Below are 25873 nucleotides of genomic sequence, written 5' to 3' on the forward strand. Positions count from 1 at the left end.
TTTAAAAATGAAAATCTACATTGGTTCCGATCATGCAGGGTTTGAATTAAAAAATACGCTTATTCCCTTTGTAGAAAAATTAGGCTATGAAGTGATTGATTGCGGGGCGAAGACACTGGATCTAAAAGATGATTTTCCTGATTATATTTTGCCTGTCGCTAAGGCTGTCAGCGCAGATTTAAAAGATTCAAAAGGCATTGTTATTGGGGGTTCTGGTGAAGGCGAAGCTATTGTTGCAAATAAAATCGGGGGCATCAGAGCCGCGGAATATTACGGCGGGAATTTGGAAATTGTAAAACTTTCACGCGAGCATAATGATGCAAATATTTTCTCCCTCGGTGCACGATTTATTAGTGAGAAAGACGCAAAAGAAGCAGTGAAGCTCTGGCTCTCAACTCCATTTTCCGGAGACGCTCGACATGTGCGTAGAATTAAGGAAATTGACGACCAAACATGACTGAAATAATTCCCGCAGTTTTAGCAAAAGACTACGTGTCTCTTTCCGAGACGCTTTCTCGATTGGCTGGAATTACATCTCTCGCACAAATAGATATTTGCGATGGGAAATTTGTACCATCATCTACTTGGCCATACGGAAAGGAAGACATGCATTTCAAAGCGATGCTCGAAGAGAAAGAGGGAATGCCGAACTGGGAAGAAATGGATTTTGAATTTGATCTTATGATCGAGAATCCGGAAGAAAGAATTGATGACTTTGTGCAGATAGGTGCCGCGCGAATTGTGGTGCACATTGAAAGTACGAAAGATTTCGGTGCGATCTTAAAAAAATTTGATGAAAAGTATGGCAGAAGCAGTGAATTTTCTGTCGCGCCAGAGCTTGGCATTGCACTGAACGTCTCTACTCCAAACGAAGCAATCGAGCCATTTGTAGATAGCGTTGATTTTGTTCAGTTTATGGGAATCCGAAAAGTGGGCTATCAAGGCCAGTCTTTTGATGAACGAGTGCTCGAAAAGATATCAACATTAAGAAAAAGCCACGAGGACGTTATAATAAGTGTTGACGGGGGTGTCAATTTAACAACCGCACAGGCACTTGTAAAAGCCGGAGCAGACAGACTTATAGCCGGTTCGGTTATTTTGAATAGCGAAAATCCCGCCGAAATAATCCGAGAGCTGAAAAAATTAGCTCACGATGCAAAAAATGTCTGATCTTTCTGACCAAAAAGTAAAAGAGCTCGAGCTTCAGGCGAATTCCCCCGGTACCACAGCAAAGCTGGCTACGGGGCGAGAGGTGGTAATATAAATTTCTATGAGTACTTTAACTGACAGCAGAATAAAGGAGTTAGAGTTGCAAGCTAACCTCATTCGCATAAGTATTATTGAAATGCTTGTTGAAGCGGGGAGCGGGCATACTGCAGGGCCGCTTGGCATGGCAGATATTTTTACCGCTTTATATTTTCATATTCTTAAACATGATCCGAAAAAACCGGATTGGGCAGAACGCGACCGGCTTGTGCTCTCAAACGGTCACATTTGCCCAGTCTACTATTCGACACTCGCTCATGCCGGATATTTTCCAGTCAAAGAGCTCCTCACACTTCGCAAATTTGGAACGCGACTTCAAGGTCATCCACATCGGGAATATCTGCCGATTGTCGAGACAAGCTCTGGCCCGCTCGGCGCTGGGTTATCGCAAGCTGTTGGTATGGCTCTCGCAGATAGAATGGACAAAGGTGTCTCAGGCGACCGATTTATCTATGCATTAACATCCGACGGCGAGCACGACGAAGGAAATACCTGGGAAGCGGTGCTTATGGCTGGCAAAGAAAAGCTCCACAATCTCATCGCCATAATGGACAGAAACAATATCCAGATCGACGGCTTTACCGAGGACATCATGCCGCTTGAAAGCGTGCGGGCGAAATACGAAGCGTTCAACTGGCACGTCATCGAAATTGACGGGCACGATATGCGAGAAATTGTGGATGCGGTGGAACAAGCAAAAGCGATCTTTGAGAAACCAAAGATGATCATTGCTCACACGATTCCCGGAAAAGGCGTTAAAGAATTCGAGCGAAAATACGAATGGCACGGCAAACCGCCGAATAAAGAGGAGGCTGCGATGGCTTTGAAGGAATTACGAACGTTGGGAGGGAAAATTAAGAGTGAGCATGAATAAAATTATTATTTTATAGATTAAAAATGGCAATACCAATAAATCGTCAATTTTTGAAAGGATTGCGAGGGTTATTGATGGCAGTAAATATAGTTGCTCTGCTTATTGTAGCGCCATTTTTGCTACTCATTCTTTTTAGGGTGGATCTCCTTTCTTCTGATTCGTCTTCATTCGTATTTTATGAAAAAATCGTAGCACTCCTCTTGATTCTTTGTTCTTTTGGCGACTTGATTTTGGTTCCACTTTTTTTGTTTTTACGAGGTCGGGGGAGATTGCAAGGTGTTGTGCTAGAACCTGCTCAAAAATCCATGATTATTTTAAAAGGATTGTTTTTGATTTATTTCTTATCTTTTTTCTTGGGCGTGTTTATCTTACTTTCAACTGGTTTTCATCATTGATTAAATGTTAAACCAAACTGCAAAACTAAATAGTAAAATATTCGATAAAGATGTCGAGCAAGCTCCAATACGCAAGGGGTTCGGAGAGGGTTTGCTTATTGCTGGAAAAGCGGATGAGCAAGTTGTTGCGCTTTGCGCTGACCTTACCGAATCCACCAAGATGGATCTCTTTGCCAAGGAATTTCCAAAGCGATTTATCGAAGTTGGGGTAGCGGAGCAGAATTTGGTGACTGTAGCATCAGGAATGGCAGCGATGGGAAAGATTCCATTTGTCAGCTCATACGCCATGTTTTCTCCGGGGCGAAATTGGGAACAGATCCGCACCACAATCACCTATAATGATCGACCGGTAAAAATCGTCGGTTCTCATGCGGGAATTTCTGTTGGTCCAGACGGTGGAACACATCAAGCCATCGAAGATATCGCTCTGATGCGCGTCATGCCCCGAATGGTAGTGCTTTCTCCGTGCGATGCTATTGAGGCCAAAAAAGCGACCATTGCGGCGGCAAAAAACGGCACGCCAGTCTATTTGCGGCTTGCTCGAGAAAAAACTCCGATCATCACAACCGAAGACACTCCGTTCGAAATAGGGAAGGCGCAAGTTTTCTTCGCTCCGGAGAAAAAAGCTCAAGTGGGGATTATTGCAACGGGTGCCCTTGTTGCCCGCGCACTTCGGGTTGCTCACACACTTTCCGATAAAGGAATTTCGGTCAAAGTAGTAAATCTCGCAACAATCAAGCCCCTCGATACTGAAGCAATTTTGAATTTAGCAAAAGAAACCGGTGCGATTGTAACTGTTGAAGAGCATCAAATTGCCGGAGGAATGGGTTCGGCAGTAGCAGAATGTCTGGCAAAATGGCTTCCAACTCCGCAAGAATTTATCGGTGTTCACGACCAATTCGGCCAATCAGGAACGATGGAGGAACTCATTAAACACTATGGGATGGACGAGGTCGCAATTGAGAACGCAGTTAAAGAAGTTCTCCAGAGAAAAAAATAAAATTATTATGAAATATTTCAAAATAAAGAAGAGAGAAGTTGTCTTGATAGTATTAATCTTAGCTATTGTTTTTGGGGGAATAGTTGCATCGAAGTTTTCCCAGAAAATAAACACGCATTCCCTCGCTTCAGGTGGATTTGATATTTTTGAATGGTTTAAAAATAGAACCAAGTCGCCCCCGAGACCTCCTGTGGCTGTAAGGAATCTGCTGGCGACAAAGCCTCGGAGTCTCACCTGCTATGCAAATCCGACAACCATAAAACCTGGAAATTCGTCCACTCTTGTAGCAGTCATTCAAGACGACAGTCTATTAAGTAAGGGACATATTTACGAATGGTATGACATTACCAACGGTTCTCGCTTAAATACAAGTTATTCAAGCACTAAATATGATGCGATACCGGTAACACCGAATAGACTTGGTGTAAATTATTACAAATTTACAATATTTGTTAATAATGCACCCAATGGGCCATCAGCTCTCGTTACGTCTTGCATGACGTCGGTATTAGTGGAAGATTCTGATACTGTATCTTCAGGCGTTGTTAGGCCAACTCCGGAATCCCTAGACGGGAGCCTTAGATCCAATAGTGCTGGCTATTACGAACTTCCAGTCTCCCAACAGCCGACAAACTACTGACACTTCATTTTTTAGGCGCATCTTTTAGTTCTCCGCTTCGGAAAAGCTGAATAAGTTCCATAAATGCTTTTACAATTACGCTTGGTTTTGCTCCACTCATTTTCCCCCGCATTCGCATTCTGTGGCTCACAGCCACTTCTTTTATTTTGTAACCTTTCTGTTTTAGTTTGATGAGAATTTCAGCGCTGATCATTGCTCCGTGGGAGGTGATTGTGATATCTTCGAGCGCCATTCGTCTGAAAAGTTTGAACGCGCAGTCGATATCCTTGACCTTGAGCCCAAACATTACTCGATTCAAGATATTCCATCCCTTCGCGTTCACTAGGCGCATAAAATGATCCATCCGCTTTTCTCGGTATCCGATCACCACATCGTATGCGGGTATGAAAGGTATAAGCCTCTTTATTTCTTCCATATAAAATTGGAGATCTGCGTCCGTGAAAAATACATATTCGAGAGCTGATGACTTGATACCGCTTTGAAGCGCACTGCCGTAGCCCATATTCTTCTCATGACTTATGAGGCGCACGCGAGGTTCTCTGACCATGACCTCTCGCACAATCTCCGCTGTCTTATCGGTGCTTCCATCATCAATGACAATGACTTCTGATTTTCTGATTTCAGGAATTGAGTCTATTGTTTTTATAGCATCGAGAAGTGTCTCTTTGATGTTGCCTTCTTCATTGTGAGCGGGGAAGAAAACCGATAGCGAAAATTCTTTCATGCATCTAGACTATCAGCTTTTCGGCAAATGGAATAGTCCGTGAAATCAAGCTATAATAGAGACCAAGGAAATTGTATGCCGATTTTTTTTAACAAAATTCGCTCATTTTTTGGCGACACCACTCGTACGCAATGGGTAGTTTTTGTGGCATTTGTTGTTTTTCTTTGCATCCATTTTTACCTCATGTCCCATGTGCTCTTTTTTGATTCGGGAGGATCGCTCCATAGCACTTTTTACGGCTATGGCGACACCCCATATCACCTCACCCAAGTGACCAAATTTGGCTATAGTTCGCTCACAAATCTCAATGAACCGACATTTTTGGGAGAAAAACTTCACTATCCATTTTTCATCAATTTTCTAAGTGGAATGCTTGTGCGTATTACGGGTTCGCTCGTCTTCTCATTCCTTTTACCCGCGTACATTTTTATCTTTCTGAATGCTTGTCTCGTCTATCAGATCTATAAAAAATGCATTGGAAAAGCGAGATACGCAGTTTTAGGACTTTTTATCTTTTTTCTCGGTACCGGATTTGCCGGATATGGATTCTTGCAAAAAGCATATCAGGATAAAATGGGACCAGTAGCGCTTTTCGAATATCTTTCGCACAACAATCTTTCAACAACTGTCATATGGCAGGATGCCTATCCAGAGCAGAGTGTTATCTTCGGAACTCCGATGGTGTTATCCTTTTTGCATCAAAGAGCGTTTCTTCCGGGACTTTTTGGTTTTTCTTTATTTCTTTTGTTGCTTATAAAGATGTGGCAGGAGAGGGGGCGGGTAAAACGTTCGCTAATAATCGCGACTGCGATAGTTTTTGGGATTCTGCCGATTATGCATACGCATAGCTTTGTCTGTGCTTCGATTGTGTTCGGAGTTTTTGGACTTTTCTCACTTTTCTACAAAAGGTTCGATCTTTTCAAAAAATATCTTTTTATTGCTATTTTGGGCGGACTTGTTGCTCTACCTCAGATCTGGTATCTCGTTGGAACCAAAACAGTTTTTAGTGCTAGCGCAACTTTTATCTCATACCGGCTTGGCTGGATGAGCGAGCCGGCATTTGGAGGAATGAATTTTCCTACTGGCGCACCTCGCTCGATATTTTCATGGGTGTTTGTGCATTTCACCTTTCTTAATTTTGGTGCGATTCTTATTGCCTTTCTTCTCGCTTGGCTTTTGTATTTGCTTCGAAACCGGATGAATTTTGTTCGAGAGATTTTTTCTCGAGCCGAACTACCCATTTTACTCGGATTCACTGGTCTCCTCATTTTTGTTATCGGACAGCTTTTCCGCTTTCAGCCGTGGGACTTCGATAACAATAAAATTTTCGAGTACTACCAATTTTTTGCCGTCCCATTTATCCTTTTTATACTTTCTAAAATATACGACAAGAAAAAAACTCTCGGAGTAGTTTTGCTGGTTATTTTTACAGTTCTTTCGATTTTTTCGGGTATTTTGGAGATAGTGCCAAGACTTATTAAAACAATTCCAGAAGAGCCGGTTATTTTTTCTCCCGCAGCTTTGCGTCTCGCGGATTTTATAAAAACAAATATTCCCGAGGGAGATCTTATCGTTACTGGCACGACTCATCTTAATCCTGTCGCTTCATTGGCGGGGAGAGGAGTCTTAGTTGGATATCCGGGATGGCTTTGGACGCATGGGATTAATTACGGAGCGCGTGAGGAGGAGATAAAGAAGTTCTACGCTAATCCTTCCAAAAGCGATTTGGCGCAAAAATATAATGCAAAATATGCACTTTTCGATTCATGGTCTGTTTCAGATTTCAAAGCGGACAAGAAAAATTTCGATGCCCGCTTTCAGAAAGTATTCGAAGAGGGAGAGTATACGCTTTATAAGATTTAGATTGGATGAAGAGTCTATTGCACTATCTAGCCGAAAAACACGAGATAATTGCAGCTTTTTTGCTTGTGATTATTTTGTCCGGCTATTTGTCATTTTTTTCACCCAAAGGACACTATGTTGTGCATGATTACACTTTTAGGATAGCGGAAGCTTTTACTCACGGTGAATTGGGAATTTCAGAGCGTCCATCCTGGCTTGGCGAACTTGTTCCGTTTCAAGGACAGTATTTTTCAGTGTTTCCTTTGGGAAGTGTTCTGGTGATGTTGCCTTGGGCTGTTCTTAAAAATTTTGATGTGATTCCTCATCAGCCAACGCAACCTCTTGTGGCAATTATCGGAATCCTTGTGACCCTATTTTCCTTTCTTCTTTGTGGTTTTTATGAGATGTCGATTTTTCGCCGTATTCTCTTTTCTTTATTTCCGATATTTGGAACATGGAGTTGGGCGAATCTTTCATTTGCCAGTTCATGGCAGTTAGCACTCGGCTTTGCGATGCTCGGCGAATTGGGAGCTCTTTATTTTACTTTTCGCAAAAAGCCTTTTTGGGCGGGGCTCTTTTTTGCACTCGCATTTGGGAATCGCACTGAAATTATAATTACCCTGCCGATTTTTCTCTTTATTTTCTGGCGTCTATCAGATGCAACCTCACTCAAAGAGTTTCTCTGGGAGGTCGCTCCTTTTTTCTTCGTGCCCTTTGTTTTGGGAATGGCGACGTTAGGCTATAATTTTTTGAGATTTTCTTCTCCTCTTGATTTCGGGTATTCAAGAATTCCTGGAATTCTTGAAGAACCCGGATATCGTCATGGCTTCTTTTCCCTCTATGCTATACGTGAAAATTTTGAGCAGATGCTTATCCGTGGATGGAAACAAATTTCCTTTTTTCCTTATTTCATTCCAACCGGCTGGGGAGGATCTATATTTGTCTTTTGTCCTTTTCTTTTTCTTTTGTTCCGCAGAAACTCGAAGGACAAGATGATAAAATGGTGCGCTTGGATTGCAATTTTTGTTCTGACTTTTATTCTTTGGATGCATGGAAACCCGGGTGGTTGGCAGGTTTCTTACAGATACGCAATGATTCTTATTCCCTGGATGCTCGTTATCTTTCTTGAGAACGGGAAATCGAAACTTTCATGGGCGGAAATCGTCCTCTTCGCGGTTTCATTTTCCATTAGTGCCTACACTTTTTATGTTTTCAGCTGGACGAATCTTATGACCCCGTAGCTTGTTCTAGAGTGTTGTTGGAACGTAATTTGTGGGCGCCTCGGCAAGGTATTTGAGAAGCGCCTCCCGAGAGAGGAGTCCTTTCTGTGCTCCGACTTGTTGGACAACAGACATGGAGTTTATCGGTCCCCACATAAGCGCTTCGCGGATTGATTTTCCAAGAGCGAGAGCAGAAACAAATGTTGAAGCGAATGCATCGCCAGCACCAGTCCTCTGTACAGGGGGTTTGGGATCTGGATAGATCGGCATTTTGATAAACTCTTGTCCGTCATAGCAATACGCGCCTGCCGGCCCATCGGTCATTACGACGATTTTTGGCCCGAGTGCGCAGAGTCCCTCTAAAAGCGTTTTCGGATCAGCGTTTTCTTTTCCAAGAATTGTTTCAGCCTCCTCCAAATTACATATAAAAACTTCTGTTCTTTTATAAATACGAGCAAATTTTGGAACTCCAGCCTTTATTTCGAAGGTCGCTGGTTGAAAAGCCACTTTTACGCTTGGATTTTTCTCGATGAAGGTCATTATTTCCTCAATGTAATCTTCATTCTTGTGGGCGAATGAAGAGAGGTAAATCCATTTGGTATCGAGGGAGCTTGGCATTTTGCTTGGATATGTTTCGTGCTTTACCAATATTGTTCGGTCGGCATCATAACAAAGAACGAAATCATAATTTGATGTCATGCCTTTGTGAACTCGGATAAAATCAGTCGAAACTTTGTTCTTTCTGAAAACCTGTAGCGACTCCTCGCCATTTTGATCATCACCCGTATCAGAGATAAGCGCAGAGCAAAGTCCGAGCCGAGCCGCCGAAACTGCAGCGTTGGCTGCATTCCCGACTGCATGAATTACTTCAACTGATTCGTAAGGAATCTTGGAGCCGAAATCTATACAGAGCTTTTTGTAGCCATCGTGGGTATCATCAGGAATGATATGGGCATCTTTTAGGCGAATAAAAGCGTCGGTTGTGTTATCCCCGATTGCTACAAAATCGTAGGTTTTTTTGAAAAATGACATGGTCAGATTATACACCATATCCCTTTTTCTTTGTGATACAATAATCCCCATGATGACGCTTCGAGAAGCTATCACTGACGCAATACGAAAGAAGGTTGCCATTGGGCACTTCAACATCTCCAATCTTGAAGGATTTTGGGCTGTGTTTCGGGCTGCACAAAAATTAAATGTACCTGTCATTATCGGCGCATCGGAAGGGGAGCGGGATTTTATTGGAGTGAGACAAGTCGCGGCGCTCGTCAAAAGTGTTCGAGAGGAATTCAATTACCCAATTTATCTTAATGCTGACCATACTTATTCATTTGAAAAGGTAAAAGAGGCGATTGATGCCGGCTTTGATGCTGTAATTTACGACGGAGCAAAGCTTTCGCTCGAAGAAAATACTGCAACAACGAAGAAGTGTGTCGAGTATGCACGTCAATGCGGGCGAGACGTACTTCTCGAAGGTGAACTCGGATTCATCGGGCAATCTTCAAAGATTCTTGATGCGGTACCTGTGGGAGTCGGGCTTTCAGGCGACGCACTTACCAAGCCAGAAGTTGCTGCACAATTTGTAAAAGAGACCGGAATTGATCTTTTCGCACCATCGGTAGGGAATTTTCATGGAATGGTAAAGGATAGCGGAGCAGTAAAAAAGATCGATGATGCTCGCGTCTCTGAAATTTTCAAAGCAACTGGGGTTCCTCTCGTGCTTCATGGTGGTTCGGGCACTTCCGATGAGGAATTTTTGGCGGCAATAAAAAGCGGAATTGCAATTGTTCATATTAATACTGAACTTCGTCTCGCATATCGAAAAGGTTTGGCTTTGGCGCTTCAGGAAAATCCAGATGAAATTGCTCCCTATAAATATCTCAAAGGCGCGCTCTTGGCGATGGAAAAGGTAGTGGAGGAGAAGCTTGCCTTGTTCAACAATCTCAATACTGCGAAGTGAACACGACAATAAAAATTGGGGCAACCTACCAGCATTTCAAAAATAAGAAATTGTATAAAGTGATCGCTCTCGCGAAGCACTCGGAAACCCTTGAAGATATGGTGGTGTATGAATGCCAGTATGAAAATGTAACTTCGAAGACATGGGTTCGGCCGGCTTCAATGTGGCTTGAGGAAGTCGAATATGAGGGGCTCAAACAGCCTCGATTTAAACTCATAAAATAGCTCTATTCCTGGGTTTAAGCCGAAACTTGCCCGGGCACCTAATTTAGGTGCCCGGGCTTGCGAAGTGAGACTGGCTCTGCTATAGTATCGCCCATGCTCAAATTGGATGTAGAAAAGCGAGAAAGCAAGATTTCTGCGGAAAAATTGCGTGAATCTGGCAAAATGCCGGCTGTTTTTTATGGCCGCAAAGTGAAATCTACTCCAGTTTCCGTATCTCAGAAAGAGTTTATAAAAGTGTGGAAAAAGGTTGGAGAATCTTCAGTTTTTACCGTTCAAGAAGGAAAAGAAGAGCACGATGCTTTGATCCAAGACGTTGATCTCGATCCTATTAAAAGTACTCCTCGACACGCTGATTTTTATATCATTGAAAAAGGACAGAAGCTCAAAGTGAAAGTTCCGATTGAATTCGTAGGCGTTGCTCCGGCTGTGAAGGATCTCGCTGGTATTCTTGTGAAAGTGCTTCACGAGCTTGAACTCGAGGCGGAACCAAAAAATCTTCCGCATGTTATTTCTGTAGATATCGCGGCGCTTGTCATGCTTGATAGCCGAATTGTAGCGAGCGATATTAAACTTCCTGCGAACGTTTCTCTTGTCACAAAACCAGATGAGGTGGTTGCTTCAGTCGCTGTTGCTAAAGAAGAAGTCGAGGAAGCTCCAGTTGATCTTTCTGCAATTGAGATGAGTGAGACGAAAGGAATCAAACCTGATGCAGAAGGTGCTGAGGGAGCACCAGCAGAGGCAGGGAAAGCACCCGCAGGCAAGGAAGGTGGGAAACCAGAAGTGGCAAAGAAAGAGGTGAAGAAAGGGTAGGGACCCATTCCGCAAGACCTTTTGAGATAGAATTGAGACTAGGCGAAAATTATATCCAAAAGGTGTACTGCTCCTGTAAGGAGCCTGCAAAAAAATAAGAAATTTAAAAAGCCCCGTCTGATTTAATCAGGCGGGGCTTTTTCTTAAAATATGTTAAAATTTGAGGATGTTCTCCAGAAGAATTGCGATTTTTTCTTTAGCCACATTCCTCGTTTGGGGACTGTGTTTTCTTTCTTCTCCACACTTTGCTAGAGCAGATCTAACTGCTGATGCAGTTCAGAGACGCGAGGATGCACTTAAAGCGGAACTCGCAGCTTTGACGGCAGAAATTGCAGAGAAACAGGCGCTTCTTGATGCAAAACATGGAGAATCGGCATCGCTTCAAAGAGATGTCGCCCTTCTAAACGGTAAGATTCAAAAGGCAAAATTAAGCATCAAAGCAAGCGACATTATTCTTCAGCAATTGAATAATGATATTGGCATAAAATCAGAGACCATCTCTGCGTTGGAAGAACGTATAGCAAAAAACAAGGCATCGCTCGCCGACCTTATCCGGAAGACCAATCAGACGGAAAATAATTCGTTAGTTGAAATGATTCTCAATGATCAGACCATTTCTGATTTCGTGTCTGACATCAATGATTTCGATACTATTAAAAGTTCGCTTCGTGATCTCTATTTTGAGATAAGCGACCAAAAGCAGACCACTGAAACTGAAAAGCAATCTCTTGAAGAAAAAAGCCAGGCGGAAGCTGACGCAAAAGCGCTTCTTGAAGCCCAAAAACGCCAAGTAGAGCTGACAGAAAAACAAAAGAAAGATCTGCTTACCGTTACAAAATCTCAAGAGAAAAATTATGCGCTTGCTGTGGCAGCGAGACAGAAACGGGCGGCTGAAATCAGAAGCGCGCTTTTCTCTCTCCGAGATACTTCTGCGATTCCTTTCGGCACTGCACTTGAATATGCGACATTTATATCAGGGAAAACTGGTATTCGGCCGGCATTTCTCCTTGCAATCCTTACTCAAGAATCAAATCTCGGCCAGAATGTCGGTTCCTGTTTTCTCACTGATACGACGACTGGCAATGGTATCGGAGCAAATACGAGGACTCCGCAGTCTCGGGTAATGCATCCTACTCGCGATGTTCCCGTATTTCTCGGCATAACAAAGAGTCTAGGTCTTGATTTTGCAACCACGCGGGTATCTTGCTGGCAACCTATCTATAGTAAAGGAAGTCCGATCGGTTGGGGAGGAGCGATGGGACCAGCCCAATTTATTCCCTCAACTTGGAAATTATTCGTAAATCGAATCGCAGCTGTCACGGGCAATGCATTGCCGAACCCTTGGAGCCCTAAAGATGCCTTCACTGCTTCTGCACTTTATTTGACTGATTTGGGGGCAAAAAATGGAAGCTATACAGGAGAAATGAATGCGGCTTGCAAATATTATTCAGGTTCGGGCTGTATCACTTCTTACGCAAAAAGCTATGGCGCGCAAGTAATGGCCAAAGCAGCAAGTATTCAGGAGAACATGATCGACCCCTTGCAGAATCTTTAGAGAAATGTCGAAAAATCTATTTACGAATACCAGCCATATCTGCGCGAATCATCCACACTCTTTTTCCGTCACGAATTTCTGGTGAGGGAAAGGCTCTGAATTTTGAGTCATTTGGAAAACTGGATACATAAGTTGATTGTCTGTCTGATCTCTCCTCCGGTCCACCACCAGCATCTGGCCGGAGTCCGGCTCTTTTTAGAAGCAGCACGACCTCTTCAAGAGTATCCTCTGTAGGATAGAGAACTAAAATGCCCTTTTCCTCCGGACCCGAAGGCCACTCATCCTTTTTGCCGCGAGTCAGATATTGATGGAGTTCCGTAAAAAGAGTGTCCATGTTTATCGGGTGAGCCTCGGCAATAGCGTCAGTCATTTCCTCTATTGGAATTATCTGCGTCTTCTCTCCAGATTTTTCTTCTGGAAGTTCGGGAGGTGTAACCACGTTTTCCTCATCTAGGGGTAATTCTGAATCCATGGCTTTATTATGAAGAAAGAGGGGAAGCCCTGCAAGCGCCCCAGCCACTTGCGGGGCTTGCCAAGTTCTGCTATATTAATGACTTCCATATTTGAGAGAAATGCTAGGCGCAGGTGAGCATTGTGACTAAGCTGTAGTAAACCTACTGCGCAGGAACAAGCGGAACCTGCAACAACGCAGTTCTCCAAATATGAAAGTCATTTATGCAGAAAGAAATACATCCAAAATACTTTCCTGCTGCCAAGGTAAAATGCGCCTGTGGCAAGACCTACACTGTCGGTTCAACCCGAGAGACTTTTGAAGTTGAAATTTGTTCCGCTTGCCACCCATTCTATTCTGGTTCTGAAAAGATCATCGATACTGCAGGACGAGTAGAGCGATTTAAAGCTCGAAAAGCAAAGGCCGTGGAACCCAAGAAGAAAGCGAAGGCTTCCGCTAAATAACTGAAATTATGAACGAAAAAATCCGAGGGTCTTTTGACTCGCGGATTTTTTCGTCCCTTTAAGGTAAAATTATCACAATGGATTTAACACCCTACAAAGAAAATCACAAAACAAGCTTTTTGGCTTCTGAATATGAACGTCTCGAAAAAGAAGAGGTGGGACTTTTGGCTATGATTGAAAAAGATCCATCATACAAAGAGCTTGCAGAAGAAGATTTGAAAAGCTTGAGGGAACAAAAGGAAAACCTTTTGAAGCAGATGAATGAAATCGTTGAGGGAGAAAAAGTTGAGGAGGAATTTCCGAATGAGGTTGTGTTGGAAGTGCGTGCGGGAGCCGGGGGAGACGAGGCTTCTCTTTTTGCCGAGGAATTGGCGAATATGTATAAAAAATATGCTGAATCGAAAGGTTGGGTCTTTGTTCTTCTCGATGAATCCAGAACTGCACTTGGGGGCTATAAGGAAGCGACGTTTGAAATTCGCGGGAAGGAAGTCTACAAAACCATGCGATTTGAGACGGGAGTGCACCGAGTTCAGCGAGTTCCTGCAACAGAGAAAATGGGACGGGTGCATACTTCCACAGCTTCTGTCGCCGTGCTCCCGATTCGCAAGAAATCGAAAGTAATTATAAATCCAACCGATATCGAGATGGAATTTTCGAAGTCCGGAGGGAAGGGGGGACAGAACGTGAATAAAGTGGAGACTGCAGTGCGACTCGTCCACAAGCCGACAGGGCTTGAGGTGAAATGCACCAACGAGCGAAGTCAGGGCAGAAACCGGGAAAAAGCAATGTCTATGCTCATTGCCAAGCTCGAGATGCTTCAAGAAGAACAAGATGCAAAAAAGTACTCAGCAAACCGCAAAAATCAGATCGGTACCGCAGATCGTTCAGAAAAAATCCGCACCTACAATTACCCGCAAAATCGCATTACTGATCATCGTCTGAAGAAGTCGTGGTATAGTCTCGAGAAGATCATGACAGGCGAATTTGAGCCAATTGCGGAGGCTATGAATAAGGGTGAGATTGGAAATGAAGATGATGAGGGATAATTTGCCTTTTCATATCTAATCTGCTAGACTTTTCATCCATGACAGATACCAAAAACAGTGCGGTTATTGAGGGCCTTTTTAAAGCGGGCGCTCATTTTGCCTATTCAAAATCACGCCGACATCCTTCAGTAAAATCTTATATTTTCGGGGCTAAAAACAAGGTTGAAATCTTTGATTTGGAGAAAACATCTGACCTTTTGGAAAAGGCGAAGATGTTCGTGAAAACTCTCGGTGCGGAAGGAAAACAGATCCTTTTTGTTGGAGGCAAACCAGAATCACGAGACACAATGAAAAACGGCGCTTTGGCTATCAATATGCCTTACGTTGCTGGACGATGGATTGGAGGAACTCTTACCAACTTTGGACAAATCCGAAGCCGAATCGACAAGATGCTCACTCTCATGGACCAAAGAGAGAAAGGAGAGCTTTCAAAATACACAAAGAAGGAGCGACTTCTCATTGACCGAGAGATCACGAAACTCAACCTCTTTTTCTCCGGACTCGTTCTCTTGAAAGGAATGCCACAGGCCGTATTTGTGATTGACTCAAGAAAAGAAAAGATCGCGGTAGATGAAGCAAAGAAAATGAACATTCCCGTTATCGCTCTTCTCGGTTCTGACTGTGATATTTCTGAAGTAGATCATGCTATCGTCGGTAATGACGCTTCGCTCGCCAGTATTCGATTTTTCGTAGACCAAATTGTGAAGGCCTACCAGGAAGGAAAGGGCAGCGTTGAGCGCAAAGCGTAAAGCGTAGAGAAGAACGCCAGCTCGTCCCCGTATTTTGAGTTTTGTATTTCTACACGCTTACCGCTATACGCTAATCGCTATTAACTATGATTACCACAGAACAAATCAAAGCGCTTCGAGACGAAACAGGTATTTCTATTATGCAGTGCCGAAAGGCTCTTGAAGAGGCGGGAGGCGATAAGGAAAAGGCTCTCATTATTCTCAAGAAAAAAGGAGGCGATATTGCAGCTAAGAAAGCTGATCGAAGCCTTGGTGCGAGTATTGTTTCTGCATATGTTCATAGTAATGGAAAAGTTGGCGCTCTCGTTGAACTTTCCTGTGAGACAGATTTTGTCGCAAAGAACGAAGAGTTCAAGGCTCTTGCTTATGATATTGCGATGCATGCTGCGGCGATGAATCCGGAATTTCTTAAGAAAGAAGATGTCTCCGAAGACATGAAAAAGAAGGCAATTGAGATTTTTGAAAAGGAAGTGGTTGGAAAACCGAAAGATATGCAGGCAAAGATTCTCGAGGGAAAGATCAATGCCTACTTCAAAGACAAGATTCTTCTTGAACAGCCATTCATCAAAAATCCTGAAGTAACTGTAAACGGTCTTGTGCAGGCAGCGATTCAGAAGTTCGGCGAGAAGACAGAAATTGTGCGATTTGTGAGATTCGGTTCTCTCGAGAAGTAAGTTCCTCTAAAAATGACATTTGCACTCTCATCATTCATCGTGTCGTTTGTGCTCATCGTGGTGCTTATCGGGCACAAGCTTTATGAAATGTCTCGGAGCGAGACCGCATTCTCGAAAATTCGAGGAAAGATGGATACGATGGTGTCTGAAAACATTTCAGTGGTAAAAAGCCACTCTCATATGTTTGAAAAGGGAACGGTGAGAAAATTTTTCAAGATCTTTTTTAGCGGAGTGGCTGAAGCAGCTCTCCACATAAGACAAAGTCTCATCCGAAAATGGAATGGTTTTTTCCATTCACTTAAGACTGGCGCAGTCAAAAAAAGCGACGGAGAAGTTTCCATTTTTCTTAAGGATATTTCTCGGGATAAAAAAACTGGCGGAGGAGAGAAAAAAATGTAGAATGGAGAAGGTTTTCACGTTGCCTTAGTGAAGTTGGTGGGGCTGAAACGAAAACTGCTTTTCGTTTCAGGAGGTTCGTAATCGAAATTGCCGTTGCTGAATGAAATGAAGCAGACAATAACGAACTGTTTTGTAAAAATTATAGATGCCGGCATAGCTCAGTTGGTAGAGCGCCACTTTTGTAAAGTGGATGTCCGGGGTTCGAACCCTCGTGCCGGCTCCCTGTATACCAAATGTTTGGTTACTTGTGGTACACTGTAAAGTATGAAAAGATGCAAAGAATGTGGTGTGTCGCTTAAAACCAGATTTCAATTAAAATATTGCTCTAATAAGTGTCAGTCCAATCATCAATATAAGGAATACATTCAGGGCTGGAAATCTGGGACTTTTGATGGGAGTAGAGGAATCACAACCAAAGCTCTATCTCAACACCTGAAGCGTTACCTCATTGAAAAGTGCGGCGAGTTTTGTTCGAAGTGTGGATGGAGGGATATTCATCCTATTACTGGTAGAGTCCCGCTAGAAGTTGATCATGAGGATGGAAATGCAGAGAATAATAGCGAAAAAAATTTAAAACTTTTGTGTCCCAATTGTCATTCTCTCACCCCGGGTTTCAGAAATTTGAACAAGGGAAAAGGAAGAATTTGGCGAAAGAATAAATACTTGAAGACTAACTCATAGGACATGGAATACATTCGGACACCCTATTACACAGCGGGGCAGGCAAAAGATCTTACAGGAAAAGATTTTCGTATTTATCGCTTCTTTGAAATTCTTCCCGGATTTTTGGCGTGGGCTACGCTCTTTGGCGCGCTTTTGCTTTCTTACCTCGCGCCTTTTTATGCGGCGCTTTTTATCATTGTCTTCAATTTATATTGGGTTTTGAAAAGCGCCTATCTCTCGCTTCACCTCTACCAAAATTGGCGCCATATCAGAAAATCTTTGGGAATGGATTGGGAGGAAATGCTTGCGCCTCTTAAATATACTCGTATTGTCCATCTTGTTATTTTGCCATTCTACAAAGAATCATATGAAATTGTAGAAACAAGTATTAAATCCCTTCTCTCTGCGCGTGGGAATAAAAAGAAAATGGCGGTCGTTCTCGCTGTTGAGGCGCGAGCAGGCGAGAGCGCATTCCAAACGGCAGAAAAAATCAGGGACTTGTATGGCAGAGAATTTGGCTACTTTCTAATCACCATTCACCCAAGCGGTATTTCAGGAGAGATGGATGGGAAGGGTTCGAACATTGCTTACGCAGCGGAAGATGCGCGAAAGAAGATTCTCGACGCGAATGAAATTCTGTACGAGGATGTTCTTGTTTCTGCATTCGACATCGATACTATCGCGTATCCGGATTATTTCCTCTGTCTTATGTGGCATTTCCTGACGAGCGAAGATAGGCTTCATGCTTCGTATCAGCCAGTTCCTTTTTATAATAATAATATGTGGGATGCACCGGCACTGTCGCGAATCGTCGCTACGTCGGGAAGTTTCTGGCAGATGATCCAGCAGGAGCGTCCGGAGCGTCTTACCACTTTTTCTTCGCATTCCATTCCATTTCCGACGTTGCAAGAAATTGGCTATTGGCAGAAAAATATTGTTTCCGAAGATTCCCGTATTTTTTGGAATGCATTTCTTGCACATGATGGAAATTACAAAGCTGTACCGATTTCTTACCCGCTCTCGATGGATGCCAATCTCGCGCCCTCTTTCTGGCAGACCATGAAGAATGTCTATAAACAACAGCGCCGATGGAGCTGGGGCGTAGAAAATCTTCCTTATATTCTTATGGGCTTTGTAAAAAATCCTCGGATTTCTCTGGGGAGAAAATTGCGCATCACATTCATCGAACTTGAACGGGCATGGTCTCTTGCGACAAACCCGATCCTTCTTTTTCTTTTCACTTGGACGCCAATTCTTCTCGGAGGAAGAGTTTTCAATAGTACTTTGCTTTCATATAATTTGCCGGTTGTCTCAAGGAATCTGACATTTCTCGGCATCCTCGGAATTTTGCTCTCCGCTATCGTTTCTATTTCGCTTCTTCCTCCGCCTCCAAAAGGGAGCTCAAAAAGAGGAACGCTCACCATGTTTGCCCAGTGGATATTCGTGCCCGCAACACTTCTCGTGTTTGGCTCGATCCCGGCTCTTGAGGCGCAGACCCGTCTCATGCTCTCCGGAAAATTCCGTCTTGGCTATTGGGTGACGCCAAAACACCGGAAATCTTAAGAAATGCCGTCTCTGTAAAAGAAGCCGATTTTGTGTATAATATCCTCCTATATGCCGCACATGTCTCTTCGCAGAAGAAGGCTCTATTTCTATTCTTTTTGCCTGATTTTTTTCGTGCTCATCCCTGTTCTTGTTTTTTACGCGAATGGGTATAGGATCACCAAAGATTGGCAAGTCGCTGAAACGGGCGGTATTTATGTCTATGCTTCCGAAAGCAATGCAGACGTCTCTTTGAACGGAGTCCTCTTGCAGAAAAGTGGGATTTTTCAGAGGGGAACTTTTCTCGACGGTCTTACAGAAGGGAAGTATGAGATTTCAGTATCAAAGGCAGATTTTTCTTCTTGGAAAAAAGATATTGAAGTGAAAGAAGGATTTGTTACGGAAGGACATCCGTTTCTTATTCCTTTGAATATTGAGCCCGTTCTGATCCCCGAATTTTCAACTTCCACAGCTACTAGCACAAAAATAAAAAATCCTGATTATGCCGATGCTCTGCTTCTTTTCCAAAAATCGCTGGTAAAGAAAACTCTCGCTACAACTACGTTGTCTTACGGAGAGGACGCTCTTCGAAATGGGAATCTTGTGGTTTTTGAGACAGGAACTCAATTACAGGCTGTCTGGCTTGGAGATACCAATTCGATGCCCTACTTTTTCTGTCATGCAGTTTTGTGCGGGACAGATACAAGCGCGACTTCCACTGTCTATACGAATGTTGTGCCGAAATCCCATCTTGAATTTTTGCCACGGCGTACCGATGTGGTGTTACTCGAAACAAAAGAGGGTATAGAGGCAGTTGAGCTTGATACGACATTTCCTCAAAATGCAGTTTTGGTATATCCGACGAAGACAGCGGACTTTAGAGTTTCAAATGGCGTCATCTATTTAAAAGACGGTGCCAATATATCGAAGATAAATTTGTAATATACTATAAGCGTGGAGACAGAAAGTAAAAAAGGATATTTGCACCCAATTACACAGACTATTCGGCAGGCGGTTTCGATTTGGAATGATCTTGGATTTGAAGTGGCGGAAGGGCCGGAAATTGAAACCGAACATTACAATTTCGACGCTTTGAATATTCCCGCGAATCATCCAGCACGGGATCTTTGGGATACGTTTTGGCTGAAACCTCTTTCAGCTCGTAAACTCTTGCGAACTCACACTTCTCCTGTCCAGATCCGCTATATGGAGAAGCACAAAAAGGATTTGCCAATCCGCATTATTGTTCCAGGAAAAACTTTCCGTCATGAGGCAACGGATGCCACCCATGAAGCTCAATTTTTCCAAATGGAAGGGCTTGCCGTGGGCGAGGGAATTACGCTCGCGAATATGAAATCAGTGCTCATCACTTTTTTCAAAAAGCTCTATGGTCCCGATGCGGATGTTCGATTTCGCCCGAGCTTTTTCCCTTTTACCGAGCCAAGCGTTGAGATTGATGTCTCTTGTTTTAAGTGTGCTGGAAAAGATTCTGCCTGTCCGCTTTGCAAAGGCACCGGCTGGATAGAAGTTATGGGCGGAGGAATGGTTAATCCAAAAGTGCTCGAAGGTGTAGGAATTGACCACAAAAAATACACAGGTTTCGCCTTCGGTTTCGGACTGGACCGCCTCGTGATGCTCAAATATGGCGTAGATGATATTCGTTCGCTTTATTCAGGAGATTTACGATTGTGGCAGGTTAAAAAATAAATTATGCTCATCTCTTACAAATGGCTCACGATGTATTTCGACAAACCGATTCCTTCACCGGAGGAGGTTGCCAAGCTTTTTACTTTTCATGCTTTTGAGGTGGAAGGGTTGGAAAAGAAAGGCGATAATGCAACTCTGGATGTAAAAATTTTGCCAGACCGAGCGCATTATTGTCTTTCGCATCGAGGCGTTGCCGGAGAGCTTTCTGCAATAACCGGAATTCCACTCAAGAAAATCGAGCCGAAAGTTTTTCCTATTGCCAAAGTTCGTGATTTGAAAATAAAAATAGATGAGCCGAAACTTTGCCGACGATATATCGGGCGCGTTATCGAAGATGTGGTTGTTACTGATTCGCCGGATTGGCTTTCTGCCGACTTAGCGGTTGTCGGTCAGCGACCAATAAATGTTGTTGTTGATAATGCCAACGGAGCGATGTTCGATGTCGGTCAGCCACTTCACGCTTTCGATGCGGATAAAGTGGTGGGGGGAATTACAGTACGTCTCGCAAAAAAAGGGGAAAAAATCACTACACTTGATGACAAAGATATTACTCTCGATGCTGAAACGCTTGTGATTGCTGACGACGAGGGACCAATTGCTATTGCAGGGGTCAAAGGCGGAAAGCGGGCGGAAGTGACGAAAGAGACCAAAAACCTCATTCTCGAATCTGCCAATTTTGATCCGGTAAATATTCGCAAGACTTCTACTCGGCTTGGAATCAAGACTGATGCATCAAAGCGTTATGAAAATGAGATAACTCCGGAGCTGGCAGCAAGCGGAATGGAAATGCTTACCTTTTTCCTTCAATACTGTATTAAAAGTCCTTTCAAAATCGGATCCCTTGTGGATGTTTACCCACATCCTGCAAAGCAAACTGTGATTGATTTTGACCCAAGTTTGGCAAGCGGGCTTCTTGGGGTTGAAATTAGCGAAGAAAAGGTTATTGAACTTTTGAATCGCCTTGAAATTAAAATAGAAAAGAAAGGCAGACATCTTTCACTCACGATTCCCTTTGTTCGTCTTGATTTAGAGATGTCTGAAGATATTGTGGAGGAAATTGGACGGCTATACGGCTATGAAAATATCAAGCCCGTGCCGATGGAGAAAATGCAGAAATCTCCCACGATCAATAAGAATGTCTATTATCAAAACAAATTCCGAGACGTGCTTACAAATCTGGGCTTTACCGAAGTCTACACATATGCGCTTCAGGAAAGTGGGGAAGTAGAGCTTGAAAACCCATTGGCATCGGATAAAAGCTTTTTGCGCAAAAACCTTTCTGCGCTTCAAAATAGCCTCGATATGAACGCGCTCAATGCTCCGCTTCTCGGGCTCACGGATGTACGAATATTTGAAATTGGAAAAGTATTCGATAAAGGCGCTGAAGAACATACAGCTTTGGGTATTGGTTTTTGGACTGGCACAAAGAAAAAACAAAAAGAAATGATTGAAGCCGAGTTCGACAAGATCGCAGATGCTTTCAGAAAGGAGATTGGAGATGCGCCAGAGGCGCACAATCTTACGGCGAATGTTATGGAAGCGAATCTTGATGCGTGTATTGAAAAATTACCCGACCCAAAGAAATATGATTTTGCCAAAGCGACAGAAGTCATTTACAAAAAACCATCAGCCTTTCCATTTATTGTCCGTGACGTAGCACTTTTCGTCCCATCTGCCACCAAAGAGGGGGATGTGCAAAATATAATCAAACAATCAGCGGGGGATTTGGTAGTCCGAGGTCCGGAACTTTTCGATGTATTCGAAAAAGGAGACAAGAAATCTCTCGCATTCCGGCTTGTTTTCCAATCATATGAAAAGACACTCACAGACAGCGAGGCGAATGGATTTATGGAGAAGGTCTATGGAGTTTTAGAGAAAGAGGGTTTCGAATTGAGAAAATAAAACTGTTCTGTATCGCTGTCGGTGGCGAAACAGAACAGAATGTGTCACGGAAGGTTGAAGTAGATCGCTACATGTGTTGCGAGGTAGCATCCGGGATTTTTCACCCGCGGAGGCCTTTTTCTCCCGCAAGTTAGAACATCGGCGATACTTCTTGAACACGCGGACAGGCTACTGCTTCCTGCACCTATCGCACCTCGCGGTTTTGATAGGAGTAGAGAGAGGTTCTCTTGCCGTTTGTCACATGCCAGTTGCATGACTTTCTCCCTTCAAAATGTACTTGGTTATCCCTCCTTATCTCCGCATCTTTTTATACTATATGCATTTGTATAAAAAACCCGCAAATTGGTTTTGTGCATAAGCCTGTGGAGAAATTGTGAGTTTGTTGGGGATTAGATGTTTACGCAATATTTGTAAAAATAATCAATATATTTTTGAGAAAATAAAAGATGCCGTTGAGTTAAAAGCCCTCAACGGCACCTGTGTTTGTCCGCGCATTCTGTTTATAAGCGCTCGAGCCAGTATGAGTTGGTTTTCGCATTACCAACTGCATAACACTTGGACTTTACCACATACTGCGCGCCGACTCGCAGCGTCGGACCCGGGGTGTTCACAAACACCCGAGTGCCATCCGCCGCTTCGAAGACAGATGTGTCTCCGATTTGCGCCAGGAGCGTATGCGGCTCGCCCTGGAGCTTGCTCATGTGGGCCGGTTTGCCTTCGGCATTGAGAACGATCAGAGCAATCGCTATCGGGACACAGAGCAGCAGGCCGACGAACGCGAGTATGTGTACGCCTGACAGGGCGACAAAGATTCTTTTCGTTCTCGGAACTTTTATTCTCATGACTTCACTCCTCCTGTATTGCCTCACGCGGGCAAGCTCACACTTGGGGTCGAGCCCCTTCCAGAAGCCTTGGTGACAGGCTTTATACATGAAGAACTCTATCAAATTCATATCATTTTATTTTTAAAAAGTCAAATTTTTGATACCAGAAACTATCCACTAAAACCGAGAAAAAGCCCTTTCATTTTAAGGCTAAATTTGCTATAATAAGAGTACCAAAAGGGTGCTTTTTTGTTTGTATTTTCGCTCATAAATGCCTAAAGAAGAAGTCAAAACAAAAGGTTCATATAGCGCTCAAGACATCACTGTTCTTGAGGGTCTTGAACCTGTCCGAAAGCGTCCCGGAATGTATATTGGAACGACTGGACCGGACGGATTGCACCACCTCATCACTGAAATTTTCGATAACTCCCGCGACGAGGCGATGGGTGGTTTTGCTAACGATATTGAAATCGTTTTGCTTCCCGGAAATAAAGTGAGAGTGACGGACAACGGCCGAGGTATTCCAGTTGATGTTCATAAATCTACAAAAGTTTCCGCGCTTGAAACGATTATGACCACGCTTCATGCCGGAGGAAAATTCGGCGGGGAAGGGTACAAAGTCTCCGGTGGGTTGCACGGAGTGGGTGCGTCTGTGGTGAATGCACTTTCTATTTACACCCAAGTCGTTGTGCATCGAGATGGCGGAAAGTACATGCAGGAGTACAAGCAAGGAAAGAAAAAGGCGGCGGTCAAGAAAATTGGTTCATCGAAACTCCACGGAACGATTGTGACCTTCGAGCCAGACATCGAGATTTTTAAGGAGATAAAATTTGAATGGAACAAGATCGTTTCGCACATGCGCCAGCAGGCTTATTTGGTGAAGGGATTGAAAATTGCTGTCATTGATGCGCGAGAATCAAAAGATCTCGAGAAAGTGGATTTGACTGATGTCTTTTATTTCCGAGAGCTTGGACGAGACCTTCCTTCATTCACTTTCTATTTTGAAGGAGGACTCATGTCGCTCATTAAGTTCTATAACCAAACTCAAAAGCCGGTACATAAAAATATTTTCTATGTTGAGAAAGAGGTGGATAATGTGGCGGTAGAAGTCGCGCTTCAATACGTGGATGATATTAGTTCTCGCGTACTTGCTTTCGCAAACAACATTTACAACTCCGAAGGCGGTACGCATATCACAGGATTCAAAACGTCTCTTACCCGAACGCTCAACAGTTATTCTAATAAAAATGGAGGGGGGAAAAGCGAAGATAATTTTACCGGAGATGATGTGCTGGAAGGACTGACTGCCGTTGTCTCTGTAAAGATCCGCGAAATCCAATTTGAAGGCCAGACGAAAGCTAAACTCGGAACCGTTGAAGCCCAGTCAGCAGTAAGCACTGTTTTCGGCGAGGCATTTAGCGCATTTCTGGAAGAGCATCCTGATGATGGCCGGGCTATCATAAGCAAGGCTGTGCTCGCTATGAAGGCTCGAAAAGCCGCTAAGGCTGCGAAAGACAGCGTGCTTCGAAAAGGTGCGCTCGAGGGTATGACGTTGCCGGGAAAGCTTGCAGACTGTCAGAGTAAAGACGCTTCTGAATCCGAAGTGTTCATAGTAGAGGGAGATTCTGCAGGAGGTACCGCAAAGACTGGCCGTGATAGGCGAGTGCAGGCAGTGTTGCCTTTGCGAGGAAAAATCTTGAACATTGAACGAGCTCGGCTTGATAAAATGCTTGCGTCAGAGCAGATCAAGAACTTGGTGGTTGCTGTCGGTACTGCTATCGGCGACACATTCGATATCAGTAAACTTCGCTATCACAAAATCATTATTGCGACCGATGCCGACGTTGACGGAGCACACATCCGTACTTTGCTCTTAACTTTGTTCTACCGGTATTTCCGTCCGCTCATTGATGGAGGATTTATTTATATTGCCCAGCCGCCGCTTTATAAAATAAAGAGAGGGAAAGAAATTCATTACGCCTATTCGGATGAGGATAAAGTAAAGATTGTCGGCAAAAACGCTTCAGCGGAAATAGTTGAAGAGAGTTCCGAATCTTTGCCGGAAGGTGAAGAAAGCGAAGAAGCAGAAGATACAAAAGCGGGCGCAGGCAAGGAATCAAAAAAAGTTGCTAAAATTGCAATCCAGCGTTACAAAGGTCTCGGAGAAATGAATGCGGAAGAACTTTGGGAGACGACGATGGACCCCGCAAGACGCATTTTGAAACAAGTAAAGATAGACGATGCACAAGAGGCTGACAAAGTATTCGATATCCTCATGGGGACAGATGTGCCGGCACGAAAATCTTTTATACAGTCTAACGCAAAATTGGCAAACATAGATATCTAAAACAAAAAAGCCCCGCGACCAAAATCGCGAGGCTTTTTTCTATTTCTTCTTCATGAGAAGTTGATATTCCTTTTCGGTGAGGATATCTTTGCTCCTTGCCCGATCGAGAAATACAATTCCATTCAAATGGTCGAGCTCGTGTTGAAAAATTCTCGCGACAAAATTATGCGAAAGTTTTTTCTTCTCTACTTTTCCTTTTCTATCTGTGTATTCGACTTCGACTGAAATCGAGCGGGGGACAAGAGCGCGGATTCCCGGCACACTCAAGCATCCTTCCCAATCTTTCTTCATCTTGTGCGATTTCTTGAGGATTCGGGGATTGATCATCGCAATCGGCTTCATCTTTGGAGCTTTTGGATATCGAGAGTTTGGGTGCGACCAAATAATAAAAATTCGGAGCGGTTCATAAACTTGCGGTGCAGCAATACCAACTCCGTTCGAATCCTTACAGGTGGCGATCATATTTTCGATAAGTTCCTGAATTTCAGGATCGTGAACATTTTTGACAGCCTTAGCTTTTTGCCGGATTACCGCATTTCCAAGTTGAGCAACCTGGAGTATTTTGGATTTTCTCATAAGCCAATTCTACTAT

At 43.6% G+C, this 25873-nt stretch carries 27 protein-coding genes and 1 tRNA gene; 23 read left to right on the forward strand and 5 right to left on the reverse strand.

Annotated features, from left to right (window positions below; genetic code table 11):
• The first annotated feature begins 7 nt into the window (after positions 1–7).
• The 6 genes from PHS53_00360 (at position 8) to PHS53_00385 (ending at position 4175) form a co-directional block, all read left to right on the forward strand.
• On the forward strand, positions 8–457 hold the full coding sequence (locus tag PHS53_00360) for an RpiB/LacA/LacB family sugar-phosphate isomerase (protein MDD5356589.1): 450 nt from the start codon (positions 8–10) through the stop codon (positions 455–457).
• The gene (locus tag PHS53_00365; GenBank protein MDD5356590.1) at positions 454–1170 is read left to right on the forward strand and encodes a hypothetical protein; all 717 of its coding nucleotides are present in this window, start codon (positions 454–456) and stop codon (positions 1168–1170) included. Before PHS53_00360 ends, PHS53_00365 begins: the two co-directional genes overlap by 4 nt.
• 100 nt (positions 1171–1270) lie before the next feature.
• Positions 1271–2140, forward strand: coding sequence for a transketolase (locus tag PHS53_00370; protein ID MDD5356591.1), 870 nt, complete (start codon positions 1271–1273; stop codon positions 2138–2140).
• A gap of 23 nt (positions 2141–2163) precedes the next feature.
• A complete protein-coding gene (locus PHS53_00375; protein MDD5356592.1) occupies positions 2164–2535 on the forward strand; it encodes a hypothetical protein in 372 nt (123 codons plus the stop codon).
• A gap of 4 nt (positions 2536–2539) precedes the next feature.
• Positions 2540–3535: a transketolase C-terminal domain-containing protein gene (locus PHS53_00380; protein MDD5356593.1), complete on the forward strand. Its 996-nt coding sequence runs from the start codon at positions 2540–2542 to the stop codon at positions 3533–3535.
• A gap of 43 nt (positions 3536–3578) precedes the next feature.
• A complete protein-coding gene (locus PHS53_00385) occupies positions 3579–4175 on the forward strand; it encodes a hypothetical protein (protein MDD5356594.1) in 597 nt (198 codons plus the stop codon).
• Between the two features lie 4 nt (positions 4176–4179).
• Here PHS53_00385 and PHS53_00390 read toward each other — a convergent pair whose 3' ends face one another.
• Complete coding sequence (locus PHS53_00390) at positions 4180–4899, reverse strand: glycosyltransferase family 2 protein (protein MDD5356595.1); 720 nt, start codon at positions 4897–4899, stop codon at positions 4180–4182.
• Positions 4900–4974: 75 nt separating this feature from the next.
• Here PHS53_00390 and PHS53_00395 point away from each other — a divergent pair, with 75 nt between their 5' ends.
• Positions 4975–6762, forward strand: a complete 1788-nt coding sequence (locus PHS53_00395) for a hypothetical protein (protein ID MDD5356596.1) — start codon at positions 4975–4977, stop codon at positions 6760–6762.
• Between the two features lie 5 nt (positions 6763–6767).
• Positions 6768–7982 (forward strand): hypothetical protein, encoded by a 1215-nt coding sequence (locus PHS53_00400; GenBank protein ID MDD5356597.1) that lies wholly within the window; start codon positions 6768–6770, stop codon positions 7980–7982.
• A gap of 6 nt (positions 7983–7988) precedes the next feature.
• On the opposite strand, the gene PHS53_00405 is transcribed toward PHS53_00400, so the two are convergent.
• On the reverse strand, positions 7989–8993 hold the full coding sequence (locus tag PHS53_00405; protein MDD5356598.1) for a carbohydrate kinase family protein: 1005 nt from the start codon (positions 8991–8993) through the stop codon (positions 7989–7991).
• 49 nt (positions 8994–9042) lie between these two features.
• Here PHS53_00405 and PHS53_00410 point away from each other — a divergent pair, with 49 nt between their 5' ends.
• From PHS53_00410 to PHS53_00425, 4 genes are all read left to right on the forward strand, one after another.
• Positions 9043–9924 (forward strand): class II fructose-bisphosphate aldolase, encoded by an 882-nt coding sequence (locus PHS53_00410; protein ID MDD5356599.1) that lies wholly within the window; start codon positions 9043–9045, stop codon positions 9922–9924.
• Positions 9921–10148, forward strand: coding sequence for a DUF1653 domain-containing protein (locus tag PHS53_00415; protein ID MDD5356600.1), 228 nt, complete (start codon positions 9921–9923; stop codon positions 10146–10148). The genes PHS53_00410 and PHS53_00415 overlap by 4 nt, the downstream gene beginning before the upstream one ends.
• Positions 10149–10241: 93 nt before the next feature.
• On the forward strand, positions 10242–10958 hold the full coding sequence (locus tag PHS53_00420) for a 50S ribosomal protein L25 (protein MDD5356601.1): 717 nt from the start codon (positions 10242–10244) through the stop codon (positions 10956–10958).
• A gap of 166 nt (positions 10959–11124) precedes the next feature.
• Positions 11125–12513, forward strand: a complete 1389-nt coding sequence (locus PHS53_00425) for a lytic murein transglycosylase (protein MDD5356602.1) — start codon at positions 11125–11127, stop codon at positions 12511–12513.
• 16 nt (positions 12514–12529) lie between these two features.
• Here PHS53_00425 and PHS53_00430 read toward each other — a convergent pair whose 3' ends face one another.
• Positions 12530–12985, reverse strand: coding sequence for a hypothetical protein (locus PHS53_00430; GenBank protein MDD5356603.1), 456 nt, complete (start codon positions 12983–12985; stop codon positions 12530–12532).
• A 203-nt stretch (positions 12986–13188) separates the two neighbouring features.
• On the opposite strand from PHS53_00430, the gene rpmE reads away from it, so the two are divergent.
• From rpmE to PHS53_00480, 10 genes are all read left to right on the forward strand, one after another.
• Positions 13189–13428 carry a 50S ribosomal protein L31 gene (gene rpmE / locus PHS53_00435; GenBank protein ID MDD5356604.1) on the forward strand — a complete coding sequence of 80 codons (240 nt, stop codon included), beginning with the start codon at positions 13189–13191 and terminating at the stop codon, positions 13426–13428.
• A 77-nt stretch (positions 13429–13505) separates the two neighbouring features.
• The gene (locus PHS53_00440; GenBank protein MDD5356605.1) at positions 13506–14474 is read left to right on the forward strand and encodes a PCRF domain-containing protein; all 969 of its coding nucleotides are present in this window, start codon (positions 13506–13508) and stop codon (positions 14472–14474) included.
• A gap of 38 nt (positions 14475–14512) precedes the next feature.
• On the forward strand, positions 14513–15223 hold the full coding sequence (gene rpsB / locus PHS53_00445) for a 30S ribosomal protein S2 (protein ID MDD5356606.1): 711 nt from the start codon (positions 14513–14515) through the stop codon (positions 15221–15223).
• A gap of 86 nt (positions 15224–15309) precedes the next feature.
• Positions 15310–15897, forward strand: a complete 588-nt coding sequence (tsf, locus tag PHS53_00450) for an elongation factor Ts (protein ID MDD5356607.1) — start codon at positions 15310–15312, stop codon at positions 15895–15897.
• A 12-nt stretch (positions 15898–15909) separates the two neighbouring features.
• Positions 15910–16296 (forward strand): hypothetical protein, encoded by a 387-nt coding sequence (locus tag PHS53_00455; protein ID MDD5356608.1) that lies wholly within the window; start codon positions 15910–15912, stop codon positions 16294–16296.
• Positions 16297–16443: 147 nt separating this feature from the next.
• Positions 16444–16516 (forward strand) — tRNA-Thr (locus PHS53_00460).
• Positions 16517–16980: 464 nt separating this feature from the next.
• Positions 16981–18522, forward strand: coding sequence for a glycosyltransferase family 2 protein (locus tag PHS53_00465; protein ID MDD5356609.1), 1542 nt, complete (start codon positions 16981–16983; stop codon positions 18520–18522).
• A 51-nt stretch (positions 18523–18573) separates the two neighbouring features.
• Complete coding sequence (locus PHS53_00470) at positions 18574–19443, forward strand: hypothetical protein (protein ID MDD5356610.1); 870 nt, start codon at positions 18574–18576, stop codon at positions 19441–19443.
• A 12-nt stretch (positions 19444–19455) separates the two neighbouring features.
• Positions 19456–20208 (forward strand): phenylalanine--tRNA ligase subunit alpha, encoded by a 753-nt coding sequence (gene pheS, locus PHS53_00475; protein ID MDD5356611.1) that lies wholly within the window; start codon positions 19456–19458, stop codon positions 20206–20208.
• A 3-nt stretch (positions 20209–20211) separates the two neighbouring features.
• Positions 20212–22110: a phenylalanine--tRNA ligase subunit beta gene (locus PHS53_00480; protein MDD5356612.1), complete on the forward strand. Its 1899-nt coding sequence runs from the start codon at positions 20212–20214 to the stop codon at positions 22108–22110.
• Between the two features lie 500 nt (positions 22111–22610).
• On the opposite strand, the gene PHS53_00485 is transcribed toward PHS53_00480, so the two are convergent.
• Positions 22611–23063: a hypothetical protein gene (locus PHS53_00485; protein MDD5356613.1), complete on the reverse strand. Its 453-nt coding sequence runs from the start codon at positions 23061–23063 to the stop codon at positions 22611–22613.
• Positions 23064–23205: 142 nt separating this feature from the next.
• On the opposite strand from PHS53_00485, the gene PHS53_00490 reads away from it, so the two are divergent.
• The gene (locus PHS53_00490; GenBank protein MDD5356614.1) at positions 23206–25281 is read left to right on the forward strand and encodes a DNA topoisomerase subunit B; all 2076 of its coding nucleotides are present in this window, start codon (positions 23206–23208) and stop codon (positions 25279–25281) included.
• 39 nt (positions 25282–25320) lie between these two features.
• Here the strand turns inward: PHS53_00490 and def are convergent, their stop codons facing one another.
• A complete protein-coding gene (gene def, locus PHS53_00495; GenBank protein MDD5356615.1) occupies positions 25321–25857 on the reverse strand; it encodes a peptide deformylase in 537 nt (178 codons plus the stop codon).
• Positions 25858–25873 lie beyond the last annotated feature (16 nt).

The organism is Candidatus Paceibacterota bacterium (genome assembly GCA_028714635.1).
Classification (GTDB): Bacteria; Patescibacteriota; Minisyncoccia; order Phycocordibacterales; family JAQTLZ01; genus JAQTLZ01.

Coding starts and splice junctions, on each gene's coding strand:
- PHS53_00360 (MDD5356589.1), top strand. CDS start 8: ATGAAAATCTACATTGGTTCCGATCATGCAGGGTTTGAATTAAAAAAT.
- PHS53_00365 (MDD5356590.1), top strand. CDS start 454: ATGACTGAAATAATTCCCGCAGTTTTAGCAAAAGACTACGTGTCTCTT.
- PHS53_00370 (MDD5356591.1), top strand. CDS start 1,271: ATGAGTACTTTAACTGACAGCAGAATAAAGGAGTTAGAGTTGCAAGCT.
- PHS53_00375 (MDD5356592.1), top strand. CDS start 2,164: ATGGCAATACCAATAAATCGTCAATTTTTGAAAGGATTGCGAGGGTTA.
- PHS53_00380 (MDD5356593.1), top strand. CDS start 2,540: ATGTTAAACCAAACTGCAAAACTAAATAGTAAAATATTCGATAAAGAT.
- PHS53_00390 (MDD5356595.1), bottom strand. CDS start 4,899: ATGAAAGAATTTTCGCTATCGGTTTTCTTCCCCGCTCACAATGAAGAA.
- PHS53_00395 (MDD5356596.1), top strand. CDS start 4,975: ATGCCGATTTTTTTTAACAAAATTCGCTCATTTTTTGGCGACACCACT.
- PHS53_00400 (MDD5356597.1), top strand. CDS start 6,768: ATGAAGAGTCTATTGCACTATCTAGCCGAAAAACACGAGATAATTGCA.
- PHS53_00405 (MDD5356598.1), bottom strand. CDS start 8,993: ATGTCATTTTTCAAAAAAACCTACGATTTTGTAGCAATCGGGGATAAC.
- PHS53_00410 (MDD5356599.1), top strand. CDS start 9,043: ATGATGACGCTTCGAGAAGCTATCACTGACGCAATACGAAAGAAGGTT.
- PHS53_00420 (MDD5356601.1), top strand. CDS start 10,242: ATGCTCAAATTGGATGTAGAAAAGCGAGAAAGCAAGATTTCTGCGGAA.
- PHS53_00425 (MDD5356602.1), top strand. CDS start 11,125: ATGTTCTCCAGAAGAATTGCGATTTTTTCTTTAGCCACATTCCTCGTT.
- PHS53_00430 (MDD5356603.1), bottom strand. CDS start 12,985: ATGGATTCAGAATTACCCCTAGATGAGGAAAACGTGGTTACACCTCCC.
- rpmE (MDD5356604.1), top strand. CDS start 13,189: ATGCAGAAAGAAATACATCCAAAATACTTTCCTGCTGCCAAGGTAAAA.
- PHS53_00440 (MDD5356605.1), top strand. CDS start 13,506: ATGGATTTAACACCCTACAAAGAAAATCACAAAACAAGCTTTTTGGCT.
- rpsB (MDD5356606.1), top strand. CDS start 14,513: ATGACAGATACCAAAAACAGTGCGGTTATTGAGGGCCTTTTTAAAGCG.
- tsf (MDD5356607.1), top strand. CDS start 15,310: ATGATTACCACAGAACAAATCAAAGCGCTTCGAGACGAAACAGGTATT.
- PHS53_00455 (MDD5356608.1), top strand. CDS start 15,910: ATGACATTTGCACTCTCATCATTCATCGTGTCGTTTGTGCTCATCGTG.
- PHS53_00465 (MDD5356609.1), top strand. CDS start 16,981: ATGGAATACATTCGGACACCCTATTACACAGCGGGGCAGGCAAAAGAT.
- PHS53_00470 (MDD5356610.1), top strand. CDS start 18,574: ATGCCGCACATGTCTCTTCGCAGAAGAAGGCTCTATTTCTATTCTTTT.
- PHS53_00480 (MDD5356612.1), top strand. CDS start 20,212: ATGCTCATCTCTTACAAATGGCTCACGATGTATTTCGACAAACCGATT.
- PHS53_00485 (MDD5356613.1), bottom strand. CDS start 23,063: ATGAATTTGATAGAGTTCTTCATGTATAAAGCCTGTCACCAAGGCTTC.
- PHS53_00490 (MDD5356614.1), top strand. CDS start 23,206: ATGCCTAAAGAAGAAGTCAAAACAAAAGGTTCATATAGCGCTCAAGAC.
- def (MDD5356615.1), bottom strand. CDS start 25,857: ATGAGAAAATCCAAAATACTCCAGGTTGCTCAACTTGGAAATGCGGTA.